Raw genomic sequence first — 25,841 nt, forward strand, 5'->3', positions numbered from 1 at the left:
GAATTTGGCTGCGCCGGCTTTTGTCTTGTAAAACTGAATTTTCGTTCACCCCGACCCTCGTATGTTAGCAAAAAGTCCACCCTTTAGGGCAGGGGGTAAGGACTTTTATACCTAGTAGTCATTTCAACATGCGTTCTCAACTAAGCTATGAACGGACAAAGCACCATACAGAACTGGGCGTTCAGCTACTTCTGCGAGTTCTCTTTATTATCGTTCAATCGAGCTGACTATGGATTACATTGTTTATTTGGAAGTGTCTACTGCCAAAGTAGGCCAATAACCTGTATTGAAAGCTAGTCGCCTGTCTTTCCTAATCCGTAGAATAGGTTTCAAAAGCTCCGAGATCCAGCTTTTTATTTTTTTAAAAAGCGCGGAGTTTTGAAGCCGATTTTTAGATTTGATCTAAAAAATTCATAGGAGGAGGTGTCTTTTCTTTTGTTTCGTTTTCTTTGGACAAGCAAAGAAAATGAAAGAACAATCAAATGAAAGAACAATCAAATGAAAACACTGTTAAATGTATTTGAAATGTAAAATTTGTATTTACACATAAATTGCATTTACATCTCGGTCCTTCGCGTTTAAGGAATTTGGCTGCGCCAGCTTTTGTATAGTAAAACTGAATTTTAATCCTGCCTGACTCTAAAGGGAGCGAAAATTCATCATCATATAAACTATGTCTAGAAAAAGTCCACCCTTTAGGGCAGGGGGTAAGGACTTTTTCAGCATAAAAGTGGAGGCCATTAGAAGCAAACTTCCATCTCAATGATCTAAATACACCTTATTAACCCTGATTTCCATAAAGATACCCAAACTTATGTTTGCAAAAGTTCGTGTTCTCGGGGCTGCCCGAGGGAGGGACTCAATACTAACTACTTTGTACTGGAGACTTACCAATGCCTCATTTTATTACCATTTCATAAGGTTTCAGAGTTAATTCGTTTCAGGCTAGTACCGAACAAATCTAACTACTCAATACTCACTACTTAATACTATTTTTCATTGCAATGTGACTTCGACTACGCCTTCTTCCGGTAGGTAAACCTTCCTCCGGCCAACGTTGAAACTCCTTGATTTACTACTAAAAGAAAAAGTAGGCCGAAAACCTGTATTGAAAGCTACTCGCCTGTCTTTCCTAATCCGTAGAGGACCGTAATGTGAATGCAACGATTTGCATTTACATGAAGGGGCCAGTTGGTGCGTTGGCCTTCGCTACGGCCGGCTCCTTAAAACAAAGGTACACCGTACCTTCGCTTTAAAGGCCCTGTTCGTTTTATTCATTGCTTGTTATTTTATAATCAGGTATTCATGAACCTCCTACGTCGGTTTCATCGGACAAGCAAAGAAAATGAAAGAACAATCAAATGAAAGAACAATCAAATGAAAGAACAATCAAATGAAAACACTGTTAAATGTATTTGAAATGTAAAATTTGTATTTACACATAAATTGCATCTTCACCTTTGTGAAAGCGGCCTGGGCGCTGCGGCTGTGGAAAGCCCGTAGACTTCAAGAAAGGAGAAATAAGCCTAGATTTTTTTGAATACTTTTTTATTCATATGCTTATCTATTGTTTTTTAATGGAATTCATGAATGCTAAGCATTTCATCGATGGAAAAAAGTATTGAAAGGCGTGTTAAAAGGTAGATTATTGTTATTGTGCTTACCTGATAATTTTAACTACACACAACTTTTAAGCTTGATCCTATTGTTCATAGCGAAGTGCCTACTGCCAAGAGCGCCGAACAAAAATCTCAATACTTTGTACTCAATACTAATTTTAATACTAATTGAAAACGCGTTAGCTATTGCAGCGGCAACCTTTTTTGACCTTATGGACGTGTATTTACTAATCCTGCAAGGTTTAGCAAACCTTGTAGGTATTGTGATAATGCCCAAAAACCAATCATATTGTTTAAGAAAGCGCTACAACCAAAAAAGTTATAGCGGAAAGAGCGACCCGATAGGGGAACGCCCAAAATAGCAGTAATGCTTAGTAGACTATACCATTAGGCAAAAATTTATTGTTCAAAGTTCAAGGACCTAACTGGATTAAAATTAACTGGTATTATAGCCTAAAGCAGCAATCTCTTTATTGAAACTACTGAACCCATCTCACTACTCACTTCTCAATACTTTGTACTTAATACTAACTACTCTGTACTTAATACTATTCAACCTCCACCTGTTCCACATGGGGGATGCCGCTATAGGTGGTGGGGTATTCAAAAATCTTTAAATCGAAATACGGAATGGCGGCCAGGAGATGGTCGAATATGTCGGACATCACATTTTCGTAATTCACCCATCTTTTGTCGGCACTAAAGGCATAAATCTCCAAGGGGATGCCCTGAGGGGTGGGACTCAATTGCCGCACCATAAGCGTCATTTTTTGATTGACGCCCGGATGGTTCTTTAAATACTGGGTTGTATATTCCCTAAACACCCCAAAATTGGTCATGTTGCGACCGTTGATTGGAATCTCCCGGTTAAATTGATGTTTCTTATTGAACTCCTCAATCTGTTTTTCTCGCGTCTCTAAATAAGGTGTGATCAGTTGAATTTTTCGCAGCTTCTCCACATCTTCTTCTTTAAGGAAGCGAATGCTTTTTTGACAAATGGCTATAGATCTTTTTATACGTCTACCGCCAGAGGTTTCCATTCCCCTCCAGTTCTTAAAGGAATCTGATATTAGGGCATAGGTTGGGATGGTGGTGATGGTCATGTCAAAATTCTGCACCTTAACGGTAGCCAGGGTAATTTCGATCACATCCCCATCGGCACCATATTTTTGAAAGGTGATCCAATCGCCAATACGGACCATATCGTTTATACTGACCTGTATGCTGGCGACAAACCCCATAATGGAATCCTTGAATATTAAAAGGATTACTGCGGAGGCGGCCCCCAAGGCGGTGAAAAATTTCCAGACCGTAGTGTCGGTTATAATAGCAAATATGGTGAGCAGCCCCATGAGCCATACAAAGATTACAAACACCTGGATGTAACTGTCTATGGGCTTATCCCTATACCTAGTGGTAGATTTTAAATGGTCATTGGTGCTTTTTAAGATGCTTTTTACAATAACTAGGGTGAGTACTACCACGCATATCTGTAGAAATTTTTCCATTAGTCCTTGCCAGGTTGGGAATTCCGAAAAAATTAAGGGTACAAATCGCAACAATAACATTAGGGGAAGGATGCGGGCGAGGTAACGTGGCACTTTATGCGCTACCAGATAATTATCGAAATTGGTCTTTGATCGTCTTGCGAGTCGGACCGAAAATATCCTTAGAACTTTCCAGATGACGATATCCAGGATAGCCACAATAACAAGGAGTGCGGAAAGGAGGAGGAAAAGATTGAAGTATGCGGCTGTCGCTTCGCTCATTCCTGTTTTTAAAAGATAATCGGTAACTAAATTCTTTAAGCTTTCGCCCATTTTATAAATTGATTTATACTATTCTCTGCAAAAATAGGGTTTGAAAGAGATAAAGTGAAATATTTATGCCCTTGCTTTACAATAAGATAGGAAGCGAGGGGAGCAATGGCTTAAATTTAGGGAAGCTTTATTTTTTAACAGGGGAAATTTTGCCCCATAATAAATGGGACGGATTGCGGTTGAAGAATCCTATTTATTTTTTATTGCCTTGCAGCTTCCTTCTTAAATGCTTCTTTACAGCACATGATTTTTAAAAATAGCCTCCAATTCTTTCTCAGGATCGTGGCAAAGGCCGGTATGTGTTTGAGAGGTCTGTATCATAGTACTTCTGGAAGCCGCCAACCAACGGAATCTATCCGTTAATTCCATTTTCCCAATAACCCCAGAGGAAGGTGCACCGTCACAAACTAATTTCCAAGCCCCTAAATAATCATTTAGATCATTCAAATCCAATTCAGAGGAAAAGGCTTCCAATTTTTTTTGATCGATTAGATATTTTACACCCAAAAACTTTCTCGACTTCGAAAAAAGAATCACCCCAACATTAAAGAATTCCCCACGTTCTACTTTTGGCACAACTCTAATAATGGCATACTCATATTTAACTCTATCTTGCATCTTCAGCTTCTTTTACCAATGAATGGATCATTGCAAGTTTCGCATTCATATATTCCATATATGCAGCTCTCATTTCATTAGGGGACATGGAGTCCGACTCGTTAATTAACCATTCCTCTGGGATTAAAGCGATTACCTCGGCCAGTTTGTTTTGGTCCAGTTTTAACGTAATCTCCTGAGCAGCCTCCGCCAAATTATTGGCTTTCTCTAACAGCACATGGTCTTTTACAAGCGGGAAAGTCCTAGAAAGGTGATTTCTCCAAGTTTCCCAGTTATGATGAAAATAAAAACTAGCTCCGTTATCTATAACCCACAATTCCTTATTCCAATGTAATAAATTGGTGTTTTTAGCTGTACGGTCAATATTGCTAATAATACTATCTAAGAGGACTACTTTAGAGGCCGTCATGGAATCTACTTTTGAAATCAAGGGATCATAGGTAATTGCACTGGATAAAAAATGCAACCCTAGGTTAAGGCCTACACTAAATTTAAGTAAATCCTGAATTTCTTCGTCGGGTTCGGTCTTACTAAAGGTGTCCTCTAGATTCATAAACACCAATTCCGGAACTTTTAGCCCAATAGCTCGGGCAAATTCTCCACCAATTAGTTCTGAAATCAGTGCCTTTTTCCCTTGTCCGGCTCCCCTAAATTTTAAGACGTAAAGAAAGTCGTCATCAGCTTTAACAATAGCTGGTAGGGAACCTCCTTCTCGCAAAGGCTTTATATATTGAACAACATCTACTGTTCTAATATCAATTTTATTCATGACGGCTAAGATAGAAAAAGTAAACGATCTAAAATCTAATTTGTGCAGCTACTGTGCTAGCAAGCTGCTAGGATTACGGTTATAGTTTATAGCCATGATGCTACTAATAACTAATCTTTTTTAAAGGAAAAATTCACTCTTTAGTGCGGATACTGCAGGCGAGGTAAAGACTTTTTTGAATTGCCACGGTGCTTTAGCCCTTGGTTAAAATTGGTCCGTGATTTATGGCTTTAGCCGAATTCTTGTGTTTTAGGTGGTCCGGGAATGGTGTTTAGTCGTTATATCGAAAATATTGTATAGTAGTTATACATAGAAGTTAACTAACTATACTGAAGGCTTCCTACTTTGCTTTGGATGTTCTTTCATTTAGTTCATGCATTTATATTTGATTTTCAATGGTATTCATGAACCTCCTTCGTCGGTTTCATCGGACAAGCAAAGAAATCGGAGATTCACGAAAACCGATAAAAAAAATAAAAATCACCTTGAGTAAAATGAAAGAACAATCAAATGAAAACACTGTTAAATGTATTTGAAATGTAAAATTTGTATTTACACATAAATTGCATTTTCATCGCGGTCCTTCGCGTTTAAGGAATTTGGCTGCGCCGGCTTTTGAATAGTAAAACTGAATTTTAATCCTGCCATTAAATAATCTTTTTTTTAAAGGAAAAATTCTCTATTTAGTCTAGATGCTGCAGGAGTAGTAAAGACTTTTTTGAAGTGCCAAGGAGCTTTAGCCCTTGATAACATTTACTAAGGTGAAGAAGCCTAACGAGAAACTTATAGCATTGGTTTTGGCTTATTTTCTGCTTTAGTATTAAATTGAGGGATGATAATTATGGGTTGTGTTTTTTCATGTATTGGTTTTTATCAGTAAGAGTAAATTTAATAGGAAGGAATATCTGTGAGGGGACGGACAATGTTGATCGCCTAAATAATTGGCAATAAACTTTAGGGCTTTAACGTAAAATTATAAGCTGTAATTACTGATAATTAGCAACTTAGTAATATATTATGCCCAGTTAAAATTAGATCATGAAATATTACACCATACCATTGGTAGCTTTTCTCCTTATACTACTGCACTCCACCGTTTCCAATGCCCAAGGAAATACCATAACTATTATCGGAAAGGTGGTGGAGGAGACCGGAGGGAATCCTATTGCCTTTGCCACGGTGATGGTAGCGGATGTGAAGAGTAAAAAACCGATTTCAGGAACTACCACATTAGACGATGGTAGTTTTGAACTAAAGACCGATGCCAACAATTTTTACATAGAAATAAGTTTCCTGGGTTTTCAGAACAAGGTCTTTGGAAAGCCTCCTGGACTAACGAAAACCATAGATTTAGGAACCATCGCCCTCTCAGAAAATGCGGAACAGCTGCAAGAAGTGGTGGTGCAAGGGGAGGTCTCCAGAACCGAATTTAAATTGGACAAGCGGGTCTTTAATGTGGGGAAAGATCTGAGTACTACTGGAGCTAGTGCCTTAGAAGTACTAAACAATGTCCCCTCAGTAAACGTAAATATAGAAGGGCAGATAAGTTTACGCGGGAGTCAGGGGGTACAAATACTTATCAATGGAAAACCGTCCATTATAGCTAGTGAACAGGGTAATGTCTTGGGGACCATTACCGCAGATATGATCGATAGAATAGAAGTGATTACCAATCCCTCTGCAAAGTACGATGCGGAAGGTACTTCGGGAATTATCAATATTGTCATTAAAAAGGAGGAGCGGAAGGGGCTAAACGGTTCCATATCCGTAAATACTGGTGCTCCAAATACGCATAGCGTAGGGGTAAGCCTAAACAGACGTACGGAAAAATTCAACCTCTTCAGTCAGTTAGGGGTAGGAATTCGTGAACTGCCCAATGATATTGAGACCAGAAATGTAGATCTAGTCAATAATCAGACAATTCTCAGCAAGGGCACCGAATACCGCAATGAAACTTATTACAATATTGTTTTGGGTACGGATTATCATATCAACGAAACCAACGTACTGACACTTTCGGGAAATTTTGCCATGGAAATTGAGGAGCAACCTTCCTCCACGGCATTTGCAGCCATCGGCCCCAACGGAGAGACGAGTGCCGAATGGGAAAGGAACGAAGTTACCGAGGCCAAAAACCCCAAATTGCAATATGAATTTCAGTATAAAAAAGATTTTAAAGGTAATGAGGATCACACCCTGCTGTTTAGTGCCTTGGGGAATTTTTTTGGAAAGGACCAATCCTCGGAATTTATAAACACCACAATTTCCGGAGCGGATAACGATGCCACCCAACAGACTCGGACCGATTTTAAAGAAGCTGTTTTTACGTATAAGTTGGACTATACCAATCCCTTTACCGAGCAATGGACCTTGGAAACCGGGGCGCAATATGTTTTAAACGATGTGAGCAACGACTATGAGGTTAATAATCTTATAAATGGTTCGTATGAAAACGATCCTGATCTGACCAATATTTTTGAATATAACCAAAAGGTATTGGGACTCTATGGTACTGGCTCCTATGAGGGTGAAAAGTGGGGTATTAAAGCAGGACTTCGCTTAGAGCAGACCGATCTAGGTACTTTGTTGGCCACTTCAGGGGAAGCCAATGATCAAAAGTACACCAACTTTTTCCCCAGTGTACATTCTTCCTATAAGTTTAGTGATAGGATATCGTTGCAAGCAGGTTATTCCAAACGCATCTACAGGCCTAGGTTATGGGATTTAAATCCCTTTTTTAATATTCGTAACAATTTCAGTATCCGTCAAGGGAATCCGGATCTCTTACCGGAATTCACGGATTCCTATGAAATTACCAGCATTTATATTTTGGGCAAGACCTCTTTAAATCTTGGAGTCTACAGACGATATACCACCGATGTTATAGAGCGGGTGTCCACCTTCGAAAATAATGTAAGTACTTATAGGCCAGAAAACATAGGAACCAATCGAGCCAATGGGATCGAATTTAATACGAAGTACAATCCCGTAAAATGGTTAACTTTAACTGGGGATTTTAATTACAGTCAATTTAAGCGGGAAGGAATTTTTGATACTACCGTATTCGATTTTAACGGCGATCAGTGGTCCGCCAAATTAATGACAAAATTTAAACTGCCTCTAGATATCGACCTGGAAATGACGGGAAATTATCAATCTAGCTACCAAACGGTCCAGAGTACTATAAATGACAATCTGTATATGGATCTAGGGCTTAGAAAAAGCCTACTTAAAGGCAAGGCAGTCCTTAATCTAAGCATTAGAGACGTATTCGCTTCTAGGATAGATGAGAGTCAGATTGCCCAAGCAGAATTTGAAATATACAATACGCGGCAAAGAGGCCGATTTGTGGCCTTCGGATTTAGTTATGGTTTTGGAAAAGGAGAGGCCATGGAATATTCAGGACAACGAAGAAGACTTTAGCAGGGCCACAGGGAAATATAATTGAGGAAATTCTAGTTGCAATTGAAAGATCTTTCTTGTTTTCACGAGTTTCAATACTTTTTTCCATTGATGAAATGCTTAGCATTCATGAATTCCATTAAAAAACAATAGATAAGCATATGAATAAAAAAGTATTCAAAAAAATCTAGGCTGCTTTCTCCTTTATTGAAATCTACGGACTTTCCACTGCCACAGCGCCCAGGCCGCTTTCACTAAGGTGAAATGCTTTTTGGACGCCTTCCTTCGGCCAACGTTGAAACTCCTTGATTTACTACTAAAAGAAAAAGTAGGCCGAAAACCTGTATTGAAAGCTACTCGCCTGTCTTTCCTGATCCGTAGAATAGGTTTCAAAAGCTCCGAGATCCAGCTTTTTGTTTTTTAAAAAAGCGCGGAGTTTTGAAGCCGATTTTTAGATTTGATCTAAAAAATTCATAGGAGAAGGTGTCCTTTCTTTTGTTTCGTTTTCTTTGGACAAGCAAAGAAAATGAAAGAACAATTAAATGAAAAACACTGTTAAAGGTATTTGAGATGAAAATTTGTATTTTACACATAACTTGCATTTTGTTTCATAAAACAACAATTAGTCATGACCATTTATCTGCAGTACGGCAATTACTGCACAGTCCAACTGGAAGGCAGATCTTGCGCATTCCAGGATTCGTTTTAATATTGCTCACTTAATGATATCCGAAGTCAGTGGGCATTTTAGCGAATTTGATGTTCAGGCGGTGGCCAATGAGGAATTTAGTGAGCCTGAGTTTGTGGTTGAAATTAAACCGAGGAGCATAGATACAAACAATGAAAAAAGGGATGCCCATTTACGAAGCGACGACTTTTTTCATGTGGAAATCTATCCTAGCATTACCTTTAAATCGATTTCCTTTGAAAAGACAGGTAAAAAGACGTTTAAGTTGAGGGGAGACCTCACTATGCATGGTACCACCAAATCAGTAATCTTGGAAGGCCGTTTAAACGGAATCATTACCGATGCAAAGAGTGAAAAGCTAACAGCTAGATTGAAATTAACGGGTACCTTAGTTCGGAGGGATTTCGGAATTGGATCAAAATCGTTTACAATAGGAGATGAGGTGGATATAAGCATTAATCTGGAAATGGAACAACAATGAATTTTGGCGTTAGGAGGTATTAACAGTATATTTTAACTTGGATAGTAAAGCAATCCCATACCTAAACTTTGGAAAAATGAAAAAAATAGCAAAGGAAGATATCAAGCAGGAAGTGTTTGATCTTTATGACGATTATGCCCACAACAGGGTGAATAGAAGGTTGTTTCTCGACAAATTGTCCACCTATGCGGTAGGGGGACTCACCGTTGGGTCTTTACTGAGTTTTATTTCGCCCGATTATGTGAAGAAAATTCAGATTAGGCAAGATGACACTAGGATAATCTCGGATTATATCACCTATAGTTCCCCAGAGGGAGGAGGGGAGATTAAGGCATTGCTATCCAGACCTGCAGAGGCTAAGGGGAAATTACCAGGTATTGTGGTGGTGCATGAAAACCGTGGTCTTAATCCTTATATTGAGGACGTAGCACGAAGGGCGGCCCTTGCCGGATTTATCTCCCTAGCTCCAGATGCTCTGAGTCCATTGGGAGGATACCCCGGCAATGATGATGACGGGAGGGAGCTACAGCAAAAACGGAATCGCGATGAGATGCTGCAAGATTTTATCGCTGCTTTTAAATACCTCAAAACGCACCCTGAGGGTACCGGAAAAGTAGGGGTAGTAGGTTTTTGTTTTGGAGGATGGATTTCTAATATGATGGCCGTAAAACTTCCAGATCTTTCCGCTGCCGTTCCCTTTTATGGGGGGCAACCTACCGAGGATATAGCGGATATAAAAGCACCACTTCTGCTTCAGTTTGCGGAACTGGATACAAGGGTAAACGCAGGATGGCCGGCCTATGAGGCAGTCCTAAAGAAGTATGATAAAGAATACACCGCTTATGTGTATCCCGAGGTGAACCACGGATTTCATAATGATACCACCCCTCGGTATGACAGGGATGCCGCTGAATTGGCATGGGAGCGGACCTTAGCATTTTTCCGTGAAAAGTTAAAGTAGGGGAGATTGGGAAATAGCAATAGCTTCCCCATGAATTTTATTGGGGTGCATATTCTTGCCTATTTTTTGTGTTGTTTTCCAAAAATCATCGTAAAGACCATTTCGTATTTAACGTTTACTTTTCCCCTTAGGATGTTAAATCCTTTGGTGATTTGTGCCTCCACCGTTTTTAAGGACACGTTGAGGTATTCTGAAATTTCAATATTGGTAAGACCTTCTTTTTTGCTTAGGATAAAAACCTGTTGACATTTGGGAGGCAATCGCTGTATTTCCATAGAAATTTTCTTATTGATGCTGTCATTTTCGAAGTCGTGATCCTCTTGGAGGAGGACCGCTTTCTCCAAACTATTAAAATACTTTTGCTCCAAAACCATACTCGATTTTTTTCTCTTATACTGGTTGATAAATTCGTTATAGACGGATTTATACAAAAAGTTTTGGAGGGAGGAATGTATTTCCAGTTTCTTTCGCTTTTCCCAAGTTTTTAAAAATACATTTTGAAGAATATCCTGAGACTGTGCATGGTTGTGTGTGAGGCTAAGAGCATACCCAAACAATGGTTTACTATAGCGATCTACCAAAGAAACAAACGCCGTTTCCTCTCCAATCTTAAGTCGATATGTGAGAAAATTGTTTTTGTCATTTTTCATATCAAATATGTGGTTAATTCGTAAAGGTTGGTGTTATCTGTTGTGAATATAAAAAATAAATCGATATAAAGTTAGGGTTTTCTTTTTTGAATTTGTCTTTATACTAAATAGGCGAACTATGGTCCGACCAGAGGTAGAACAGTTAATTATAAATTATTTATCCAAGAACGCTACCGCAGCGGATCTAGATGAATTGTCGGACTGGATTCTTTTGGAAGGCAACCAAGAACTATTTGATGATTATGTGCAATCTCATCTGAAATTAAACACAATTTTAAACGTACCAGATACGGACAGGATTAAAAAGGCGCTGATACGAAGGATTAAAAGGGATAAAAAGGTCAAAATGCTTAGAACCTTTATGAAATATGCTGCGGTAACAGTTTTGGTCTTATTGCTTAGTTACACCTTACAAGTACAGTTTTTTGCTAAATCAGATTCCGAATTGTTGCAACCCAAGCAGGAGGATATTACTATAACCTTGGGCAACGGAAAAGTAGAAACGCTTAGCGTAAATGAGGATAAAATAGTTAAGGATGCTGATGGAAACGTTATTGGGACCCAGGAGAACTCCAAATTGGTATACACGGGTACCTCAAAAACCGAAGTGTTGGTTTACAATACCGTAAATGTTCCCTATGGAAAACAATTTGATCTAGTGCTCTCGGATGGGACACAGGTGTTTTTAAATTCCGGAACCTCTATTAGGTATCCGGTAGCATTTTTGGTTGGCATGGAGCGATCGGTTTTTTTAACTGGAGAGGCTTATTTTGAGGTTTCCGAGGATAAGAAGCATCCCTTTGTGGTGCATGCCGATGAGATGGAAATACAGGTGTTGGGAACAAAATTCAACGTATCCCATTACCCAGAGAATGATTATATAGATACAGTTTTGGTAGAGGGGTCCGTAGCGCTTCAAACTGAAGGAAATCCAACTGCCGATACGGTCCTTACTAGACTGGAACCTGGATCTAAAGCGGAATGGCACAAAAGCGGAAGGGGAATGTCGGTAAAAAATGTGGATACCAGACTCTATACCGCATGGACCCAAGGTAGATTGGTCTTTAGAAATACGGCCTTTAAAAAAATTAGGCATGCCTTAGAGCGACATTATAACGTGGCCATTGTAAATAATGACCACTCTTTGGACGAACAGTTGTTCGATGCCACTTTTGATATAGAGACGATAGACGAGGTGTTGAGTTCGTTCAGTAAAAGTTATGCCTTAGCGTATAGTATAGAGAAAAATAGAATAGTTATAAATTAATTGTGTAACCCTAAAACCTAGCCAGATGAAATAAACCCTTTATAACCAGATTGTTTTAAAATTTAAAATCGGAAAGTAAGGATGCCTTTCTCGATTTAACATAAAATAATTTTACCGAATAAAAACCAATTAACACTTCTAGATTATGAAAAAACACTTTAAACTGAGGGCTGCTTTATGCTACCCTTTTAAGCGAAGCCTGAAAATGCGGCTCACGGTTTTACTGACCATTGTTTCGTTATTTCAAATTCAGGCAAATACGTACCCACAGAACAAAATAATCTCCTTAGACCTTTCCAATGCAAGTGTGGAAACGGTTATAAGCGAGATAGAAGCCCTATCGGAATTTAAATTTCTCTTAAACAGAAAGGATGTAGACCTAAGTAGAAAAGTCTCCATTAAGGTAGATAAGGTAAAAATTGCAACCATTTTATCGGAACTATTTGATAATACCGATGTGGATTTCGAGGTATTGAACAAGCAAATAATTCTGAGTAAGTCGATAAAAAAGTCGGTTCCCAAGAACACGGTCAATATAAATAAAACTAATAAAAATATACTGCAATTTTCAGTTTCTGGAACGGTTACCGATGAAAGTAATATGCCTTTGCCAGGCGCCAACATTGTAGAGAAAGGGACCACGAATGGGGTTACTGCCGATTTTGATGGGAATTACACCTTGGAAGTTGGTGGTGAAAATGCCATTTTGGTGATTTCATACATTGGCTTTGCTACCAAAGAGGTTGCCGTAAATGGGCAAACTAGCATCAATGTTAAATTGGTAGAGAGTGCTTCCGGATTGGATGAAGTAATTTTAGTGGGATATGGAACCCAGACCAGAGCGAAGGTTACCGGGGCCATAAGTACCATTCCCACCGATCAACTTACCCAACGCCCTGTAACGAATACGGCGAATGCCTTGCAAGGGGAAGTCCCAGGTTTAACTGTATTTAACTCCGGAGGTGCACCTGGAGTAGAAGATGTTAAAATACGGATTAGGGGGGTAGGTACCCTTAATAACGCCAATCCTTTAGTATTGGTAGATGGTATTGAGCAGTCTCTTGGTTCTGTTGAACCCCAGAATATCGAATCTATTTCGGTCTTAAAAGATGCCGCTTCTGCTGCCATATACGGATCTAGAGCGGCAAACGGTGTTATCCTTGTAACTACAAAGAGGGGAGCTTCTACCGGGACAATCATGTCTTATAATACATTGATAGGAGTACAGCACCCTAGTTTTTTTCCGGAAAAACCTAGTGATGAGGCGTGGATGAGGTTAGAAAATGATGCTCAGGTAAATGCTGGTGGTTCTCCCACCTTTTCTGAGGAGTATATTTCAAACGTTGTTGCGGGAACAAATCCCCTACAATTTCCATGGGCCAATTGGGAAGAGGGAATCTTTAGAAAAGGTGCCCTTATGAACCAACAAGGCTTTTCCATATCGAGTGGAGGGGACATAGGGAAAATTTTTACGTCCTTAAATTATAGTGATACAGATGGTATCATAAAAAACTTCAACAATAAAAGGACTAGCGTGCTAGTCAATGCAGATTTGTATGCCAATGACAGGCTGACCTTTAAGGTAGGACTTATGTACCGAAACGGGGATTTTTCTGGACCGGGACATGCTATAAATGCTGATGGGATAGCGGGACAACAAATTGTTCAGGCGCTTCTTCACATGAACAGGAATGTAGTGATGGAGTATCCAGATGGCACTTATGATCTTATTTCAGGTCAGTGGAATGCTGCTGCTATGGCCAATGAAGGGGAAACAAAAAGGAGTTCGAACGATGTGGTGGCTCAGGGAGGATTTGATTACACCATCACAGACAACCTTTCTCTAAAAGGAAATGTTACCTACAAAAATAATTCCCAGGGAACATCGACCTTTATGAATAGCCTAGCAGGCATGAAAAATTATCTTACTGGTGAACCAGTTACGGTATCAGGATGGTTTGCTACTAATAGTTTAACCGAAAGGACGCTTACGGAAAAGGAATTGAGTCAGCGGTTATTCTTGGATTACGAAAAAACATTTGGCACCCATGAAATTAGTACTCTTGTTGGGTACGAGGAAATACACAACAGACTGAAAAATGTGGCGGCAAAAAGAGAAGGTTTCTTTAATAATGACCTCCGGGATCTAAGTGCTGGGGGAGTGGATAACCAGAGTATAACTGGATATCGTGAAGAATGGAGACTTCGTTCCTTTTTTGGCCGAGTAAACTATTCCTTTGACGATCGGTATTTGCTTCAAGCTAATTTGCGTATCGATGGGTCCTCTAGATTTGGAGACGGTAATAGATACGGTTATTTCCCTTCTGTCTCGGGAGGCTGGAATATATCTAATGAATCCTTTATGGAAAGCCTTTCAGACGGATCGGTCCTTAGCAACCTTAAATTAAGGGCCTCTTGGGGGCAATTGGGGAACCAGAATATTGGACTCAATAAGTTTAGAAATACCTACAACCTTAATCGAGGGTATCAATTTGGGGGTAATGTTGTTTCTGGGTCCGCTATTACCCAGGCAGGAAACCCCAATATTACTTGGGAAACCGCCACCATTACCAATTATGGTCTTGATGCTTCTTTTATGAATAATAGATTGTTATTTGTAGGGGAATATTTTAGAAAGTACACCGATGATATTCTGTTGCAATTACCTATTTCTAGCACCGTTGGTGTAGATGCTCCTGTTCAAAATGCAGCAGCTGTTTCCAACAATGGCTATGAACTAAGTTTAACCTATCACAGTCCATTTAAAGATAACGATGGGTTTAATTACACTGTTGGCGTTAATTTTTCTGATGTAATCAACAAGATTGAAGATCTAAAAGGAGCGGGACCTTACTTTAATGACGGGTTTACAGTTTGGCAAGAGGGGTACTCTATAAACTCGCTTAGAGGGTTAGATTCACCTGGACTGTATCGTTCCCAGGCAGATTTGGATAAGTATCCTGCAAGACTAAGTTCTAATGCTGGAATTGGTAGTATCATTTACAAGGATGTAAACAACGATGGAGTAATATCACAATCCCTAGCTCCAGGAGGAGATCAGGTAATTATTGGAAATGAGGATCCTAGATATGAATTTGGATTTCGATTTAATGCTTCCTATAAAGGCTTTGACTTCTCCATGTTTTGGCAGGGGGTGTTAGAGCAATATCATACCCTAGATGGTGCCTTAGTGGAAGGACCCGCTTATCAGAATTTTATACCTAAGGAAATGGCAGATAATGCTTTTGACGAAGTTAAAAATCCTAATGGAACATGGCCAAAAGTGGTAGCTGGAGGTAACTGGAATATTGTAAAATCTAGTTTTTGGTTGATAGATACCAAATACGCTAGACTAAAAAACTTTCAAGTGGGCTATACTGTAGACCAGGAAGTGTTTTCCAATTTACGACTTTATGTGTCAGGAGAAAACTTGGTGACCTTTACGCCCCAAAAACTTTTTGATCCAGAAACCCCTAGAGGTAGAAGTCAGTTCTTTCCACAAACAAAGACCATTAGTGTAGGTTTAAACATCGTATTTTAAAAAGACAAAATCATGAAAAGAAATAATAATATAAAAGGTTTATTATTCTTCGCTACCGTTGCCTTGTTTATGGGATGTAGTGAAGGATTTGATGAAGGTTTAGATATAGAACCTACCGGAGCAGTTTCGGAAACTACCTACTGGTCTACCGTTAGGGATGCAGAACTAGCTGTTAATGCTGTATATGCCGAATTGGATGGTACCCAAATGGTGATGGCATTGGATGGTATTACGGATATTGGATATCACAAGTATTCTAACGTTCCTACCTTTAATGATGTCCGTTTTGGGGAAATTGATCCTTCCAACGGTACAATCACTAGCAATTGGAACCGTTATTTTAGAGGGGTTAGAAAGGCCAATGATGTGGTTACGAATATTGTCAAGTTAGAGGGAGCCGACCCGGGTGAGATCGCAAGATTGACCGCTGAGGCAAGGTTTCTTAGGGCCTACTACTATACGCAACTTTCTAGTTTATGGTGTAATGTTCCTTTAATTACGGAAGTAATCGATATAAATGATCAACGCCCTACCAATTCAAGGCAAGAGATCGTCACTTTTATAACCAATGAACTGAACGACATCATAAATTCCAATGCGTTGCCCTTAAGTTATTCGGCAGATGATACAGGAAGGGTCACCCAAGGGGCTGCTTTAACTTTATTGGCGAGAGTAGCGATCCGGAATGGTAATTTTCAGGTTGCCCACGATGCCTCTAAAGCCGTAATGGATTTGGGTATTTATGAACTCTATCCTAATTATGAAGAGTTGTTCCACGTGGTGGGTCAAAATTCTAAAGAGGTAATTTTTGATAGGCAATTCGCAGTTGGTGGAGATACGTATAATGCATTTGGTTATTCTGCTGCTTCCATTGGGGGAAGTTCTAGTGTGGAGCCAATGAACGGTCTTTTTCAAAAGTACGAATACATTGGCCCTGTGAATCCTGATAATCCATTTGCCAACAAAGATCCAAGATGGGGGTATAATGTTTTCTATACGGGACAGCCAGCTGGAAATAATATATATAATTCATGGCCAAATAGTACTACCCCAGATAAGATAAGTAGTACTGAATTTGCTACGGTTAATGGTTACAATTTAAAGAAGTGGGTGGATTATGAATCCTATTCTGCAAATTCAAATCTCGGTGATATTAATATGATTTTGATGCGCTATGCGGATGTTTTGCTGATGTATGCAGAGTCTAAAATAGAATTGAACGATATAGATGCTTCGGTATACAAGGCCATAAATGATATAAGACAACGGCCCACTGTTAATATGCCACCAATTACGACAGGCAAGTCGCAGGCAGAATTTAGAGAAATTGTCAGGGATGAACGAGTAAAGGAATTGGCGTTTGAAGGTTTGCGTTTATTTGATATTAATCGATGGAAAATAGGTAATGTAAAGTCAGGCTTGCTACAAGGAATGTACTATAAAGATGCAGTTTCTGGTCAATGGAAACTGTTGGATTATGGATCCGTGGCTAGCTTCAATGAAAGTAGGGATTACTGCTGGCCTGTTCCTCAAGCAGAAATGGATATTAATGATGTAATTACCCAGAATCCGGGCTATGTAAATTAAAATTATGGCTAAGAAAGTTATTGTTTCATTAGAAGGATCAGATCGAAGATCCTTCATTAAAAAGGCGGGGGCCGCTACACTTTTTAGTGCAGCGACCCTAAACGCTGGTTTTGCAAATCCGTTTCTAATGCAGAACAAAGTATTGAAGGTTGGATTGGTAGGTTGTGGAGGTAGAGGTACCGGTGCAGCCGTACAGGCGCTAAATGCAGACCCCGACACGGTTTTGCATGCTATGGCCGATGTTTTTGAGGATAGATTGACCAGTAGCTTAGAATTGTTGAAGAAAGAACATGGGCTACGAGCAGAGGTGAAAAAAGAAATGCAATTCGTTGGTTTTGACGCCTATCAGAAATTAATTGATTCTGGTGTAGATGTAGTGCTCTTGGCAGCGCCCCCGGGATTTAGACCAAAACACTTTAGCGCGGCTATAGACGCTGGTAAACATGTGTTCTATGAGAAGCCCGTTGCAGTGGATGCCCCTGGGATTCGTAAAGTCTTGGAAGCTGCAAAAAAAGCCAAAGAAAAGAACTTGTCTATTGTTTCTGGACTGTGTTTTAGATATGATCTGCCGAAACAGGCCCTTATGGCGAAAGTCTTGGGTGGGGAGATAGGGGAAATAAAATCCATTACCTCCGTAAGAAATGGAGGCGAGCTGTGGTATAAGGAACGCCAACCAGATTGGAACGATATGCAATATAAAATGCGCAACTGGTATTATTACAATTGGTTGAGCGGGGATTTTATTGTGGAAATGTTTGTTCATAGTACGGATATGATTTCTTGGGCCATGGGAGAAAGAATGCCCTTGAGTGCTTCCGGAGTTGGGGGAAGACAGTGGCGTACAGATAAGAAGTACGGCAATATTTATGATCACTTTGCGGTAGAATTCGATTATGGGGATGGTTTAAAGGGAAATGTGACCACAAGGCAATTAAGTGGAGGGTCTTCCAGAAACTCTGTTGAAATAGCCGGTACGCTCGGGAATGCATTTTATCAAGGAGACAGACATGAGATTTGGGGTAAAAACACCTGGAAGTATGAAGGGGAAACCAACGATATGTACCAAAGTGAGCACGATGCACTGTTTAAATCCATTCGCAAGGGAAGCGCTATAAATGATGGGGAAATGGCCGCTAATAGTACCTTGATGGCTATAATAAGTAGGGACGTGGCCTATTCCGGACAGACTATCAGTTGGGAAGAAGCCATGAACTCTAACGTATCCCTAGGCCCGGAGAATGATGCGTACAGTTGGGATTTAAAGTATGATGGTCCTGAAATAGCTGTTCCGGGTATCACCAAAATGATATAATTATAGATTTTCTGAAAATGTGGTGGAGAGTCCGCTAAATTGCTATTTTTACGGGAATACTATATTCTGGTTTAACCAAAACCACTTTCGGTAATTTGTTAAACAGCTATTTTATTTTGATAAATAATTTAACCATAAAAACATGAAGAGAATTTCAATTAAGAGAAAATTTGCCCATTTATCTGTATTGTTAATTGTATTGACTGCTTACCAAGCCGATGCTCAGCATGAAGCATTCGAATTTGAATTTGGTGGCGAGAATACCTGGGAGAATATGATTTCAGGGAAGTCGGGAGAAGAATCTACTATTAAATGGATTAATGTGAATACCGTTAAAGAAGGGTGGACCGTTGGTGAAGATGGCGTATTGGTGAATTTAGGCCATCCAATTGGGGTGGTAAGATCGGAGAAACAATATGAAAACTTTATTCTTCATGTAGAATGGCGACATATGGAAGCAGGGGGTAACTCCGGAATTTTTGCATGGAGCGGTGCGGACCCCAAGGGGAAATCCCCATTGCCTGACGGTGTTGAAATTCAGATGCTCGAATTGGATTGGGTAAACATAAATGCAAAAGACGGTGTTCAGCAACCTATAGCCTATGTTCATGGGGAAGTTTGGGGTGTAGGGGGCGTAGTAACCTTACCCGATAATCCAAGGGGAGAAAGAAGCAAGTCCCTAGAGAATAGAGCTAAGGGAAAGGGAGAATGGAATACCTATGACGTTGTATGTGTAGACGGGGTCATTAAACTTTCTGTTAACGGTAAATTTGTAAATGGGATTTCTAAATCCACTCAAAAGAAAGGGTATTTATGCCTCGAATCTGAAGGAGCAGAAATTCATTTCAGAAATTTAAAAGTAATAGAGCTCCCACCTGGAGTAACATCTGCTGAGCAGATAGCTCCTTTTTTAAGTAACTAGTTAATAAGATTTAGAGGAGTAACGATAAGCCTGATCCTAAAAGGTCAGGTTTTATGTTGTTTCCAGAGCATATTTAATTTTACCCCTTAAAGTTCATTGCTTAAAAAAACCTAACCAACCAACCAACCACCATGAAAAACTCAGTAAGATTGCGCTTATCCGTTTTAATGCTGTTGGAGTATTTTATATGGGGAGCGTGGTATGTTACCATGGGCACCTATCTAATGTCCTCATTGGAAGTAAATGCTACACAGGTAGGGGCAGCGTATGCAAATCTTTCTATAGCCGCTATTATTTCCCCTTTTTTCGTAGGAATGGTAGCAGACCGATTTTTCTCTGCTCAAAAGGTGCTAGGGACATTACATTTAATGGGTGCTGCCACCTTATATTATATAAGTACCGTTGAACATTTTCAGCAATTTTGGTGGTTAATCCTGCTCTACACCTTGTTGTATATGCCTACTATGTCCTTAGTGAATTCCATTTCCTTTTCGCAAATGGAAGACCCCGATAAAGAATTTCCACGGATTAGGGTTTTAGGTACCGTGGGCTGGATCGCAGCTGGACTCTTAATAGGGTTTATGGAATTGGAGTCCTCTCATATGACGTTCCGTATTGCGGCCTATTGTTCTGTAGTGCTAGGTATTTTAAGCTTCTTCTTGCCAAGTACCCCGCCTTCAGGAAAAAGTGCGAGCATTTCTACCATCCTAGGATTAGATGCGTTGGTTTTATTTAAGAAGAGGTCCTTTGTTGTGTTTTTTGTTAGCTCCATTCTAGTTTGTATCCCCTTAGCTTTTTATTACAACTTTGCCAATCCTTTTCTAAATGAGCTAGGGATGGAAAATGCTGCTGCTAAGATGACTATGGGGCAGGTTTCCGAACTTTTATTCATGCTGTTGATGCCCCTTGCTTTTAGGAGGCTTGGGATTAAAAAAATGATGCTGATCGGAATTTTTGCCTGGGTGGTACGCTATCTTTTGTTCGCCTATGGGGATATAGGGCCAGGAATTTGGATGTTGTATTTCGGTATTATATTACACGGCGTATGCTATGATTTCTTCTTTGTCTCTGGACAGATCTATATCGATAAGAAGTGTAAACCCTCTTTTAGAAATTCTGCCCAAGGTCTTATCACCTTTGCTACCTACGGAGTGGGAATGTTTATTGGCTCCTTTGTTTCCGGTGCGGTGACCGATAATTTTTTGATCAATACCGACGGAATAATGAGTTACCAATGGGAATCTATTTGGTTGGTTCCAGCCATAATTGCGTTGGTAGTTGGATTGTTATTCCTATTATTTTTCAAGGAAAAGCTTGTAGGACCACTAGTGCTCGATAATAAGGTGCAGCACATTTTACCTAAGGCGGATAGTAGGGATCAAAAGGAGCTGATAGGGGGATTGACAGATAATTCTGATCTAAAAATAAAAAGTTAGATTTTGGATGAGATAGGTGCTATTAAAACAATAAAAAATTAAACAGATGAAAATTGGGTGGAGTGCCTTATTAGTACTGTTAACGGTTTCTTGTATGGAAAAGAAGGAATATTATACTTTGGACGACTTTGATAAGGTGGATAAAATTGATGCCCACATTCATGTTTTTACCGATCGTAACAGCTTTGTAGAACAAGCAAAGAAAGCTAAGTTTCGATTGCTCAATATTATGGTCGACCTTTCAAAAGGGGAGGAGCTAATTAGAAAACAATATGATTATAGTTTCGCCCAAAAGAAACAAGAGCCCGAGGTATTTGAGGTCGCTACCTCATTTTCTATTGCCGATTGGGATAATCCAGACTTTACCAAGAACACCATTTCTTGGCTAGACAAGAGTTTTGCAGAAGGAGCAATAGCGGTAAAGGTCTGGAAGAACATTGGCATGGTTTTTCGCGATAAGGACAACCGACTAATTATGGTGGACCATCCCAAACTAGATACTATATTCGATTATTTAGCCAGTAAAAAAATACCCTTGATTGGGCATTTAGGGGAACCAAAAAATTGTTGGCTTCCACTAGATGAAATGACCACAAACAACGATCGGAACTACTTTTCCGAACATCCACAGTACCATATGTACCGACATCCGGAACTACCGACCTATGAAGAGCAGATTGCCGCTCGGGATAGAATGCTAGAAAAACACCCCGATCTGGTATTTATGGGGGCACATATGGGGAGTCTGGAGTGGAGCGTTGATGAATTGGCGAAACGGTTGGACAAGTTTCCAAATATGTCTATAGACCTCGCAGCTAGAATGGGGCAAGTTTTTTATCAAACCATAGAAAATAGGGAAAAAGTACGTGCCTTTTTTATAAAGTACCAGGATCGGATTCTCTATGCAACCGATTTGGCCGATGATGGCAAGGATGATGCAAAAGAAATGCAGCAGGAGATGCGTAAAATGTGGCTTACGGATTGGCGTTTTTTTGTAACCGATGAGGTTATGGCCAGCGACCTGGTTAATGAAGAATTTAGGGGGTTAAAGCTTCCAAAGGAGGTCATTGATAAAATTTATTTACAAAATGCCCAAAAATGGCTTAGGATGTTTCCCCAATAAGGAATTTGATTTTTTAACCCTTAAATTGGGCTAAAGTCCATATAGCTATTGCAACAAACAAGAACCACGGCCTAAAGGCGGGTGGCCATTGATTTTTTGCTATAAGTAACTCATAAAGAATCGGTTTGGACTAAGTTAGCAACTCCACTGTCTCTTCTCGTTAAACTTGATTTATAGCTAGAGCTATAAATACAAAACAATCTTCTAGTTTCATTTATTTTTATTTTAAGTACCTTTAAGAAATCGGTTGGCATAAGGATGCTTTTTGTGAAAAGGCAAGTTCTTAAATCGGTCGTTACAGAAACTTTTAAAAATAAATTTTATGGCAGTATTAATGTGTGTAGATTTTCCTCATAAAGATATATGGGGCAAAGAAATGGCAGATCAAATGACAGAGCTTGCCCAAAGTATTATGAAGGAGCCAGGATGTATTTGGAAATTTTGGACAGAAGATAAAAATGAAAATATTGCAGGGGGAGTTTATTTATTTGATACCCGCCAAAATGCAGAAAATTATCTTAACATGCACTCAAAGCGACTCGAGCAATGGGGGTATACTGACATTAGAGGAAAGGTATTTGAAATAAATGAACAACTTTCGGAAATTTGTAAAGCCCCTTTACAGTTTTAAAGTTGTTGGGCTTAAAAAAAAAATTTAATCGTTTTTTGTTTGCTGTTTATACCCTATAAGGTTGCCCAACTTTATAGGGTTTTAATACTATATGGTTCTGTCGATTACTAAAGGAAATTTAAATCAGATAGCACTTCTTTTATCTGTCCCAAAAACCAATTTCACCTTTTTATTATAATTACGACCACTGGATAATGGATTGATTTTTTAGATCTGGTTGAAAGAATAGAAAACCAGAATTATAAAGGATTACTTAGAGTTTATAATTCAATTGTGTTTTCAATCACATCGATTTATTCAGTAAATTGGAGTAGGAGAGTCGCAGAAAAAATGAAGTGATTTTAATGCCCTAAAAAAACAGAATTTGAAATGAACATAACCGAAAACTAGTCGCACATACGCAGGACAATTTATGAACCTGACTGCTCCACATGCTTGGACACAAAAATCGGAAAGAGGAAGAACTAATGTGACCTTGCAGCCTGCAGGAAAACTTGAGGAATTTTTTGTGACAATGTCAGCATTGGACCACCAACCGACCCAAAAAGAAATCGAAACTATTTTTGCAGCCAACGAAATGCAAGTGGTGGGTCCCCCTTTAAAAATAGAATAATATCCATTCTAAAGGTTGTTTTTTCCTTGTATTTAAGGAATAGAAATAACATTAGGTGGATAACCATTTAATTGAGGTAGTCACAGTGAATAATCTACTGAATGGCTCTGCCTATGGCTGATCTCATTTTTAGGTATAAGCATATAGGAAGCCTTAATAAATAAAAGTAATTGATGATATTCTTTTGAGCCGATTAGACCTCTTAATCGGTTCTTTGTTTTTGGATATTATAAGATGATATATGTCATTTTACGCTTAGAGGTTGGACCTTAACTTTACTTCTTAGAAAAATTTATAATATTTGTTAAGGAAAAAGAACTAAAAATAGCATGAGACATCATATTTTAATACCAACAGATTTTTCAGAAAATGCATGGAGCGCGGCACTTTATGCCTTAAAATTATATGCCCAAGAGCCTTGTACATTTTATTTTTTACATGCTTGGACTTTCAGTTCCGGTTCTAGAACATACGTTTCTCCAAGTTATATAGATTCACTTCAAGACAAATCGAAAGAACAATTAGCAGGGCTGAAAGCTCGAGCTATAATTGAAAGCACAAATAGCGACCATATATTTGAAACAATTTTTAGTCTTGATTCATTGGAGGATGCAATAAAATTCGCAATTGAAAAGCATAAAATAGACCAGATTGCTATGGGCACAAAAGGTGCTACAGGTGCCAAGGAGTTTCTTCTAGGGAGTAATACCGTTACTGTAATTGATAAGGTGAGGCTTTGTCCTTTATTGTTGGTGCCAAACAATTTCGAATTTGTATCACCCGCTCAGATTGGGTTTCCTACTGATTTTAATAGAGGCTATGGAAATGAAATACAGCCTATAAAGAAATTAGCTGATGTGCATAATTCTAAAATTAATGTGCTTCATATTAACGGCAAGGATAAACTCACGGATATACAGAATGATAATTTGGAGATGTTAAAGGCTTTTTTAAATGACTATAAGCACAGTTTTAATTGGATGCCTGAAATAGGCAAAAAAGAACAAGCCATAGAAAGTTTTATTGAAGAAAAAAACATCAACATTCTTACAATGATTAACTATGAACATAGCATAATTGAAAATTTCATTAAAGAACCTGTTATTAAGAAAATGGGATATCATTCTATCATTCCATTTTTTGTTATACCACATAAAAACTGATAACGCTCCTAAAGTTAGCTTTCCCTAAAATCATATTTATTCCCTTTATAGGGTAAGAGGCTTATAGGACCTGCCCTAAAATGGGCAGCTGCCTATTTTAGGGCTACATCATAGCCTTAGATATATAGATGGCCTAACTTTTAAAGAGAGGATAGCGTAGTAGCTCATTCTTCGGACTACGCTAGACAAGGATTAGCCTCTTAAAAGTCAACCAATTAGAATATTTTATATAAATTTAAAATTCGGATATCAATTCTATGATAAGATTTTAATTGTGTAATTTTTCAAGCCATAACCATGACCAAGTATTTGACTTTATTGAGCCTCATTTTACTTCTAACAAGCTGTGTTTTCTCTTCAGATCAATCCAAAAAAATAACAGAGCCCTCAATAAAGGCTGAATCAATAGCGCATATTGAAAATGACACTACACCTACCAGTGGAAATATGCCAGAAAGTGAAGAAAAGGAAATTGACCGACAGTATATGGAAGGTCAGAATACGGAGTCTAAGGCTATGGCTGGACTAAAAGAAATTCATTTCACCGAATTGTGGATATGGGAGTATCTCAATGAAGATCGAGAATGGAAAGAAATGTGGGTATATAGGGAGCCGAATTTGAATTATTGGTTGTTTGAAAGATTAAGCTCTTTTGGAATGAGCAGTGAAATGTGCGAATGGGTTGTGGCAAAACCAAACGGAGCATATTTTTTAAACTATCAGGAACCAGAAATGAATACCCCGAATACTTTAGATAAACAAGTTGTGGAATTGGTTGATGAAAATGAGTTCCCCGATTTCTGGAAGCCTACAGGAGAAATTAAAAAATTTGGGGAACCAGTCCATGGTTGGGAAATATTTAAAGGTGAGAAATATGAAGTATTTTTTAAAGGTCAACCAGATCCATCAGTTTTTTATTTAGGAGCTGGTGAGGTTGATATGCGAGCTTTACATCACTTTAATAATTTGGAGGGCGACATAAAACTTCCTATAACTTTTCCATGGGGGATACCAAAAAATACAATGGTTTTAAGTGAAGAAACAGATTTCGAATATAATAATATGAAAGTGAATTACCGCTTCAAAACTATTTCTCCCAACTCCTATTATGTGTATTTGCCCGAAGAATAAGGTCAGCTATACTAACTTTAAATCACACCCTTAAAACGCTTTGCCAAATTGCAAAAACAACGGAAAGAATCGTACGTAATCCGATGCCCAATACCCTGAACATTGCG

At 39.0% G+C, this 25,841-nt stretch carries 18 protein-coding genes; 14 read left to right on the top strand and 4 right to left on the bottom strand.

Annotated elements, in window-relative coordinates:
* Positions 1-2,167: 2,167 nt before the first annotated feature.
* The 3 genes from KCTC52924_RS14545 to KCTC52924_RS14555 all read right to left on the bottom strand — a co-directional run bounded on the left by KCTC52924_RS14545 (position 2,168) and on the right by KCTC52924_RS14555 (position 4,826).
* A complete protein-coding gene (locus KCTC52924_RS14545; protein ID WP_251805477.1) occupies positions 2,168-3,439 on the bottom strand; it encodes a mechanosensitive ion channel family protein in 1,272 nt (423 codons plus the stop codon).
* A gap of 234 nt (positions 3,440-3,673) precedes the next feature.
* The gene (locus tag KCTC52924_RS14550; protein ID WP_251805479.1) at positions 3,674-4,057 is read right to left on the bottom strand and encodes a DUF3037 domain-containing protein; all 384 of its coding nucleotides are present in this window, start codon (positions 4,055-4,057) and stop codon (positions 3,674-3,676) included.
* Positions 4,047-4,826, bottom strand: a complete 780-nt coding sequence (locus tag KCTC52924_RS14555) for a HipA family kinase (protein WP_251805481.1) — start codon at positions 4,824-4,826, stop codon at positions 4,047-4,049. The genes KCTC52924_RS14550 and KCTC52924_RS14555 overlap by 11 nt, the downstream gene beginning before the upstream one ends.
* Positions 4,827-5,864: 1,038 nt before the next feature.
* Between KCTC52924_RS14555 and KCTC52924_RS14560 the strand changes: the two genes are divergently transcribed.
* The 3 genes from KCTC52924_RS14560 (at position 5,865) to KCTC52924_RS14570 (ending at position 10,358) form a co-directional block, all read left to right on the top strand.
* The gene (locus KCTC52924_RS14560; RefSeq protein WP_251805483.1) at positions 5,865-8,249 is read left to right on the top strand and encodes an outer membrane beta-barrel family protein; all 2,385 of its coding nucleotides are present in this window, start codon (positions 5,865-5,867) and stop codon (positions 8,247-8,249) included.
* A gap of 632 nt (positions 8,250-8,881) precedes the next feature.
* The gene (locus tag KCTC52924_RS14565) at positions 8,882-9,397 is read left to right on the top strand and encodes a YceI family protein (protein WP_370671548.1); all 516 of its coding nucleotides are present in this window, start codon (positions 8,882-8,884) and stop codon (positions 9,395-9,397) included.
* A 76-nt stretch (positions 9,398-9,473) separates the two neighbouring features.
* Positions 9,474-10,358: a dienelactone hydrolase family protein gene (locus tag KCTC52924_RS14570; protein WP_251805488.1), complete on the top strand. Its 885-nt coding sequence runs from the start codon at positions 9,474-9,476 to the stop codon at positions 10,356-10,358.
* A gap of 59 nt (positions 10,359-10,417) precedes the next feature.
* On the opposite strand, the gene KCTC52924_RS14575 is transcribed toward KCTC52924_RS14570, so the two are convergent.
* On the bottom strand, positions 10,418-11,008 hold the full coding sequence (locus KCTC52924_RS14575) for an RNA polymerase sigma factor (RefSeq protein WP_251805489.1): 591 nt from the start codon (positions 11,006-11,008) through the stop codon (positions 10,418-10,420).
* A 118-nt stretch (positions 11,009-11,126) separates the two neighbouring features.
* On the opposite strand from KCTC52924_RS14575, the gene KCTC52924_RS14580 reads away from it, so the two are divergent.
* The 11 genes from KCTC52924_RS14580 (at position 11,127) to KCTC52924_RS14630 (ending at position 25,734) form a co-directional block, all read left to right on the top strand.
* Positions 11,127-12,275, top strand: coding sequence for a FecR family protein (locus KCTC52924_RS14580; RefSeq protein ID WP_251805491.1), 1,149 nt, complete (start codon positions 11,127-11,129; stop codon positions 12,273-12,275).
* Between the two features lie 145 nt (positions 12,276-12,420).
* Positions 12,421-15,816, top strand: coding sequence for a TonB-dependent receptor (locus KCTC52924_RS14585; protein ID WP_251805493.1), 3,396 nt, complete (start codon positions 12,421-12,423; stop codon positions 15,814-15,816).
* 12 nt (positions 15,817-15,828) lie between these two features.
* A complete protein-coding gene (locus tag KCTC52924_RS14590) occupies positions 15,829-17,403 on the top strand; it encodes a RagB/SusD family nutrient uptake outer membrane protein (protein WP_251805495.1) in 1,575 nt (524 codons plus the stop codon).
* Positions 17,404-17,407: 4 nt separating this feature from the next.
* A complete protein-coding gene (locus KCTC52924_RS14595) occupies positions 17,408-18,715 on the top strand; it encodes a Gfo/Idh/MocA family protein (RefSeq protein ID WP_251805496.1) in 1,308 nt (435 codons plus the stop codon).
* A 142-nt stretch (positions 18,716-18,857) separates the two neighbouring features.
* A complete protein-coding gene (locus KCTC52924_RS14600) occupies positions 18,858-19,637 on the top strand; it encodes a DUF1080 domain-containing protein (protein ID WP_251805497.1) in 780 nt (259 codons plus the stop codon).
* A gap of 131 nt (positions 19,638-19,768) precedes the next feature.
* Positions 19,769-21,073 carry a nucleoside permease gene (locus tag KCTC52924_RS14605; protein WP_251805498.1) on the top strand — a complete coding sequence of 435 codons (1,305 nt, stop codon included), beginning with the start codon at positions 19,769-19,771 and terminating at the stop codon, positions 21,071-21,073.
* A 46-nt stretch (positions 21,074-21,119) separates the two neighbouring features.
* Positions 21,120-22,196: an amidohydrolase family protein gene (locus tag KCTC52924_RS14610; RefSeq protein ID WP_251805499.1), complete on the top strand. Its 1,077-nt coding sequence runs from the start codon at positions 21,120-21,122 to the stop codon at positions 22,194-22,196.
* Positions 22,197-22,518: 322 nt separating this feature from the next.
* Entirely contained in the window at positions 22,519-22,827 is a 309-nt protein-coding gene (locus KCTC52924_RS14615) for a monooxygenase (RefSeq protein WP_251805501.1), read from the top strand.
* A 412-nt stretch (positions 22,828-23,239) separates the two neighbouring features.
* Complete coding sequence (locus KCTC52924_RS14620; protein WP_251805502.1) at positions 23,240-23,440, top strand: hypothetical protein; 201 nt, start codon at positions 23,240-23,242, stop codon at positions 23,438-23,440.
* Between the two features lie 329 nt (positions 23,441-23,769).
* Complete coding sequence (locus KCTC52924_RS14625) at positions 23,770-24,603, top strand: universal stress protein (RefSeq protein WP_251805503.1); 834 nt, start codon at positions 23,770-23,772, stop codon at positions 24,601-24,603.
* Positions 24,604-24,900: 297 nt separating this feature from the next.
* Complete coding sequence (locus tag KCTC52924_RS14630; protein ID WP_251805504.1) at positions 24,901-25,734, top strand: hypothetical protein; 834 nt, start codon at positions 24,901-24,903, stop codon at positions 25,732-25,734.
* Positions 25,735-25,841: the final 107 nt, after the last annotated feature.

It is taken from the genome of Arenibacter antarcticus (assembly GCF_041320605.1).
In the GTDB taxonomy this organism is placed as follows: Bacteria; Bacteroidota; Bacteroidia; order Flavobacteriales; family Flavobacteriaceae; genus Arenibacter; species Arenibacter antarcticus.